General features: G+C 71.1%; 5 protein-coding genes. 1 reads left to right on the top strand and 4 read right to left on the bottom strand.

Annotated features, from left to right (window positions below; translation table 11 throughout):
• Positions 1-191 precede the first annotated feature (191 nt).
• Both ACIG5F_RS23755 and ACIG5F_RS23750 read right to left on the bottom strand, forming a co-directional pair.
• The gene (locus tag ACIG5F_RS23755; RefSeq protein ID WP_396520837.1) at positions 192-572 is read right to left on the bottom strand and encodes a hypothetical protein; all 381 of its coding nucleotides are present in this window, start codon (positions 570-572) and stop codon (positions 192-194) included.
• A 98-nt stretch (positions 573-670) separates the two neighbouring features.
• Positions 671-1,327 (bottom strand): hypothetical protein, encoded by a 657-nt coding sequence (locus ACIG5F_RS23750; RefSeq protein ID WP_396520835.1) that lies wholly within the window; start codon positions 1,325-1,327, stop codon positions 671-673.
• A gap of 339 nt (positions 1,328-1,666) precedes the next feature.
• Here ACIG5F_RS23750 and ACIG5F_RS23745 point away from each other — a divergent pair, with 339 nt between their 5' ends.
• Positions 1,667-3,514 carry a TIR domain-containing protein gene (locus ACIG5F_RS23745; protein ID WP_396520833.1) on the top strand — a complete coding sequence of 616 codons (1,848 nt, stop codon included), beginning with the start codon at positions 1,667-1,669 and terminating at the stop codon, positions 3,512-3,514.
• Here the strand turns inward: ACIG5F_RS23745 and ACIG5F_RS23740 are convergent.
• Positions 3,480-4,604, bottom strand: coding sequence for a homoserine O-acetyltransferase (locus ACIG5F_RS23740; RefSeq protein WP_396521203.1), 1,125 nt, complete (start codon positions 4,602-4,604; stop codon positions 3,480-3,482). The two genes, ACIG5F_RS23745 and ACIG5F_RS23740, sit on opposite strands and share 35 nt — an antisense overlap.
• Positions 4,601-5,899 carry a bifunctional o-acetylhomoserine/o-acetylserine sulfhydrylase gene (locus ACIG5F_RS23735; RefSeq protein ID WP_396520832.1) on the bottom strand — a complete coding sequence of 433 codons (1,299 nt, stop codon included), beginning with the start codon at positions 5,897-5,899 and terminating at the stop codon, positions 4,601-4,603. The genes ACIG5F_RS23740 and ACIG5F_RS23735 overlap by 4 nt, the downstream gene beginning before the upstream one ends.
• Positions 5,900-6,000: the final 101 nt, after the last annotated feature.

Here is a 6,000-nt window from a genome sequence, read left to right as displayed (position 1 = left end):
CCAAGTGCAGGAAGGGGGCTTTCCTCCACTCCGAGTGCAGGAAGGGGGCTTTCCTCCACTCGGAGTGGAGGAACGGCGCGTTGATCACGGCGATCACGGCGGCGGCAGCGCTGGGACCATTGCTCGCACTGGATGCGAGGGACCAAGCGTTGATCATGGGTGGGGCTTGCGTCAGGCCATGTCGCGGGTCATCATCCCTGCCCGATCAGCGGCTCGATCTGCATCGCCTCGTGGAGTTCGGCGGCCAGGTCGAGCAGGACCTTGCGGGTCTCGGCGACCTCCGAGCGCAGGGCGTCGATCTGGGACCAGCCGCGCTCGTGCACGACGACGCTGGCGCCGGGCTGGCGGGCCGCCTCCCACTCGGCCAGCGCGGGGTGCCATTTGGTCAGCAGCGGCCGCAGCACGGTGTTGACCATCTCGACCGCGATGCCGGCGAAGGTGACGCCGCCGGCGCGGCCACGCGGGGCCAGCTCGGGTCCGTACTTGCGCAGGATGTCGCGGGTGCAGGCGAACAGCGAATAGATACTGTTCAGCTCCTCCCGCACGATTCCGGCCCCCGGTTTTTGTTCCACGGTCGTAATCCTGGTAGCGAGCTCGACATACAGCTCCCAGGCGGCCTCGCGTTCTATCGGTGACGGTGTCCACACACCGCTCACCCGGGTTCGGTGACTCACGGAGAGGTTCCTCCACTCAAAGGCCCCCGGGCGGCCGATCGATAACCGTCCGTTTCCCGTTGCTCGGGAATGGGCGTGACCGGGCCGACGCGGGGTGGAGAGGATGGACTGGGCAGATTGTTGATCTCGTCGTTGCGGGCGCGCTCCCGGATCCGCTCGATCTCCGCGAGGTAGCGGCGACGGCGCTCGGCGTCGCATCCGCCGAGCTGTTCGGGGTCGTCGACGAGCTTGCGGACCAGGGTGTAGACGCTGGACTCGTGCAGGCGGTACTTGCCGTAGTTCTCCTCGGCCTTGAACGTCCTGTGCAGGCCGAACACCACCGCGCCGAACACCGACAGGGCCTGCACCAGCAGGCGCGAGCCGTTGCCGTCGGTGACGTAGGGGATCAGGAACGGCAGCGACAGCGAGATCAGCACGGTCCAGCCGACGGCGTAGTAGTGGGCCGCCCCGTACAGCCACGCCCGGTGCTGCCAGACCCGCAGCACCGGCGCCGTGCGCCGGTAGTGCGCCGCGGCCCAGTCCCGCAGTTCGGGCCCGATCAGATCGGCGTCCGCGAACGGTCCGCCCGCGCCGCCGCCCGCCGTTGCCACGGTGAATTTCGGCTTCATGTAGGCCGCAATCGCGACCGCGCTGGATATCGCCAGAACGGCCACGACACAAAGCCCGACAATCCACGGGTCGACCACCACGCACCCATCTCATAACGGTGTCAAGTGCGGGAGCGTAGCCCCTGTGCAAGTGCATCGACCAGAGTCACGGAGCGCAGCCGAAAGCCGTTTACACACCGACGTGGACAATCAGTGATCCGGCCACGGCGAACGGTGGAGGACTGCGGACAGCAGGTCGACGACCGAACGTGACAACGCTTCATGATCCGTCACCCGCAGTAGCGCTACGTCGTGAATTATGGCAACCAGGTGGCTTGCGATTCACCCGTCCGTCAGGCTCGACACTGTCCCCCATCGGAGTTAACCGGAGGAGGTCGGGACGAGATGGCCTGGGATGTGTTCCTCAGCTACTGCCGGTCGGACACCACGCCGGCCGAGGCGCTGGCGGCCGAGCTGCGGGCGCGGGGGCTGCGGGTGTTCCAGGACGAGGTCGGCGTGCACCGCTTCGACTCGGTGTCCCGGACGATCATGGCCGAGCTCGGCCGCTCCCGGCTGCTGCTGGCCTACTACTCGCACGCCTACCCCACCCGCCGGGCCTGCCAGCAGGAGCTCATCACGGCTTTCCTTGCCGGACAACGGGAAGGCGACCCGCTGCGGCGGGTGCTGGTGGTCAACCCGGAGCGCGGCACCGGCCACATCGAGCCGATCGAGCTGCGGGACGCCCGGTTCTGGAGTCCGTCGGCCGAGCTGCGCCACCTCACCGAGGCCGTCACCCGCAAGGTCGACGAGCTGCCTACGCCGATCGGCGAGGTCAACCACGGCCGCGCCCCGCTGTGGCTGCCGGCCCCGGGCCACCGGCCGCCGCCCCGGTTCGTCGGCCGGACCGCCGAGCTGTGGCGCCTGCACTCGGCCCTGCACCCGCAGTCGGCGACGCTGACCGAAGGCGGCGGCGAGCCGGTCGCCGTCGTGCACGGCGTCGGCGGCATCGGCACGTCCTCGCTGGTCGCCGAGTACGCGCGCCAGTTCGGCGCGACCTTCCCCGGCGGCGTCTTCTGGCTGTCGGCCGCCGAGCCGTGGCCGGACCAGCTGGCCGCGATCGCCGACGCCCTGGGGGCCGACGGTCCCGGGCAGCCCGCCGATCGGGTGGCGCTGGCCCTGGACGCCCGGCGCGACCCCAGCCTCTGGGTCGTCGACGGGGTGCCGTCCGGGCTGAGCCTGGACCAGGTCCGCCGGCTGCTGTCCCCGCACCGCTGCGCGGCCAGCGTCCTGACCACCACCGACGGCGGCTACGCCGAGCTCGGGACCGGGGTGTCGATCCAGGAAATGCCGGCGGCGCAAGCGGTTCGGCTCATCCTCAACCAGGTCGACGCGCTGGCCCCTGGCGACCGCGAGTCGGCCCACAAGCTGGTCGACGCGGTCGGCGGGCATCCCGGCGCGCTGCTGGACCTGGCCGGCTCGGCCCGGTCGGCCGGCCTGGACTCGGTGCGGCGGCGGCTGTTCTCCCGGGACTGGCCGGTGCTGGAGACGACCGCGAAGCGGCTGCTGGCCGAGGTCGACGCGGCCGGCGACGCCGGGCTGGACGTGCTGCGGGCGGCGGCGGCGTTCGCGCCGGAGCCGATGCCGTTACCCGTTCTGGATGGACTTGGCCCGGTCGGGCTGGCGGTGGACCGGTTGGCCCGGCAGTCTGTGGTCCGTCTGGTCGACGCGGGCGCGTTGGAGGTGCCGGCGGTGGTCGCACACGTGATCCGGCACAACGATCCCGATCCGGCCCGCCACTGCGAGATCAGCGCCGCCGCGCTGGCCGCCCGGCGCGTGCGGGACGACTTCGCGGTGGACGAACGCGAGCGGGCGGCGGCCTTCCGGGTCCAGGTCGAGCTGGCCCACCGGGTTCCGGTGCGGCCGCTGGGCGGTGGCGGTCTGCGGGAGGCGATCTCCTCGCTGCACAGCATCTTCGCCTTCACCCGGGAGCAGCTGCGGGAGTGCGGCCCGGATTCCTCGCAGCGGTTCGGCGAGGTGGCCGAGCGCCTGATGGAGGAGGTGTTGCGGCCCTTCCTGTCCGAGTGGCACCCGGCGCTGCGGCGCTTCGAGGACCGCACCCAGTTCGATGACACGGCCTGGGATCCGACCGCCGAGCTGCGTAATGCCCTGGACGGACTGCGGGAGCCGCTGCTGGCCGTGATCCGGGATCTCAGCCGGATCAGTGGGAACCCACACGGGACGCGCTTCCTGTGAGCAGTTCCCGCACCATGGCGGCGATCTGCTCGGTCTCGATCAGGAACGCGTCGTGCCCGTACGGCGAGTCGATCACCCGCAGACCGTCCGCACCGGGGATGCCGGCGGCCAGTTCTTGCTGCTGCGCCAACGGATAGAGCCGATCCGTGGTGACGCCGCCGACGACCGTCCGCGCCGTGACCCGACGCAGCGCGGCCCGGACGCCGCCCCGGTCGCGGCCGACGTCGTGCGAGTTCATCGCCTCGGCCAACGCCACATAGCTGCCGGCGTCGAAGCGCCGCACCAGCTTCTCGGCGTGATGGTCCAAATAGGACTCCACGGTGAACCGGCCGTCGCCCTGCGGATCGCGGCCGAACCGGGACGACAGCTCCGTCTCGCTGCGATAGGTGATGTGCGCGATCCGGCGGGCGATCCCGAGCCCCCGATGCGGCCCCTCGCCCAGCTTCGCGTCGTAGTAGTCCCCGCCGTGCCAACCGGGATCGGACCGGATCGCCTGTAGCTGCGGATACGTCCACGCGATCTGGTCGGCCGAGGACTGCGCCGGAGAAGCCAGCAGCAGCAACGACTCCACTCGGTCCGGCGCCATCACGGCCCATTCCAGCGCCCGCATCCCGCCCATCGAGCCGCCGACCACGGCAGCCCAGCGGTCGATGCCCAGGGCATCGGCCAGCGCCACCTCGGCCGCGACCTGATCCCGTACGGTCAAGGCTGGGAACCGGCTGCCCCAGGGCTTTCCGTCGGCGGCCGGCGACGACGGCCCGGTGCTCCCCTGGCAGCCGCCCACCACGTTGGGGGCCACCACGAAGTACCGGGCCGGGTCGATGACTCCGGGCTGCACCAGGGAATCCCACCAGCCGGCGGTGGGATGCCCCGGCCCCGCCGGACCGGCGACATGGCTGTCGCCGGTCAGCGCGTGCAGCACGAGCACGGCGTTGGACCGGTCAGGGGCCAACGTTCCCCATGTCTCGTAGGCGAGTTGGACGGCGGTCAGCTCGCCACCGCGCTCCAGCGGCAGTGGGCGGTCCAGCCGCACCCACTGCCGCCGGCCGGGCGGGTCGTTCTCCTGCCAGGCCCCGGTGACCGGGATCAGAGCGCCGCCTTCGCGGCCCGGAACCCGGCTTCGAGATCGGCCTTCAGGTCCTCGATGCCCTCCAGGCCGACCGACAGGCGCACCAGGCCCGGCGTCACGCCGGTGATCGCCTGCTCCTCGGGCGTCAGCTGGGAGTGCGTGGTGCTGGCCGGGTGCACGATCAGGCTGCGCACGTCACCGATGTTGGCCAGCTGGCTGAACAGCTCCGTGCCGTCCACGAACGCCCGCCCGGCCTCCGCGCCGCCGCGCAGCTCCAACGAGACGATCGCGCCCGCACCGGCGGGCAGGTACTTCTGCGCCGCGTCGTGCCAGGGGCTCGACGGCAGGCCGGCGTAGTGCACGGTCTCCACCTCGTCGCGCTGCTCCAGCCACTCGGCCAGCGCCTTGGCGTTGGCCACGTGCCGCTCGATGCGCAGCGACAGCGTCTCGATGCCTTGCAGCACCAGGAAACTGGTCTGCGGGGCGATGGCCGCGCCGGTGTCGCGCAGCAGCTGCACGCGCAGCTTCGCCGCGTACGCCCCGTGGCCCAGCGCCGGCCAGTACTGAAGGCCGTGATAACTCGGGTCCGGCTCGTTGTAATCCGGGAACCGCTCCGCGTGCGCGCCGAAGTCGAACTTGCCGCCGTCCACGACCACACCGGCGATGGCCGTGCCGTGGCCGCCGAGGAACTTGGTCGCCGAGTGCACGACGATGTCCGCACCGTGCTCCAGCGGCCGCAGCAGGTACGGGGTCGGCACCGTGTTGTCGACGACCAGCGGCACGCCCGCCTCGTGCGCCACCGCCGCGACCGCCTCGATGTCCAGGACGTTGCTGCGCGGGTTGCCCAGCGTCTCGGCGAAGAACAGCTTGGTGTTGGGCCGGATTGCGGCCCGCCACTCGTCCAGGTTGTCGGGGTCGTCGACGAAGCTGACCTCGATGCCCAGCCTCGGCAGCGTGTAGTGGAACAGGTTGTAGGTGCCGCCGTAGAGCGAGGCGCTGGACACGAAGTGGTCGCCGGAGTTGGCCAGGTTCAGGATCGCCGCCGTCTCGGCCGCCTGGCCGGAGGCGAACGCGACCGCCGCGACGCCGCCCTCGAGGGCGGCGACCCGCTGCTCCAGCACGTCCTGGGTGGGGTTGTTGATGCGGGTGTAGATGTTGCCGGGCTCGGCCAGGCTGAACAGGGCGGCGGCGTGAGCCGTATCCCTGAACACGTAGGAGGTGGTCTGGTAGATGGGCGTCGCGCGGGCGCCGGTGGCCGGGTCGGCGCCGGCGCCGGCGTGGATCTGTCGCGTCTCGAACGACCAGGACGAAGGCATGGCTGTGCTCCAAACAGGGGTTGTGAAAGGTGCGTGAGAAACCGAGATCAGGCGGACACGCGACACGCCATGCTGGTCACGCGCACGTAGTCCACGTGCCG

The sequence above is a fragment of the Kutzneria sp. NPDC052558 genome, from assembly GCF_044547355.1.
Lineage (GTDB): Bacteria > Actinomycetota > Actinomycetes > Mycobacteriales > Pseudonocardiaceae > Kutzneria.
This window is presented reverse-complemented; position numbering and strand designations above follow the sequence as displayed.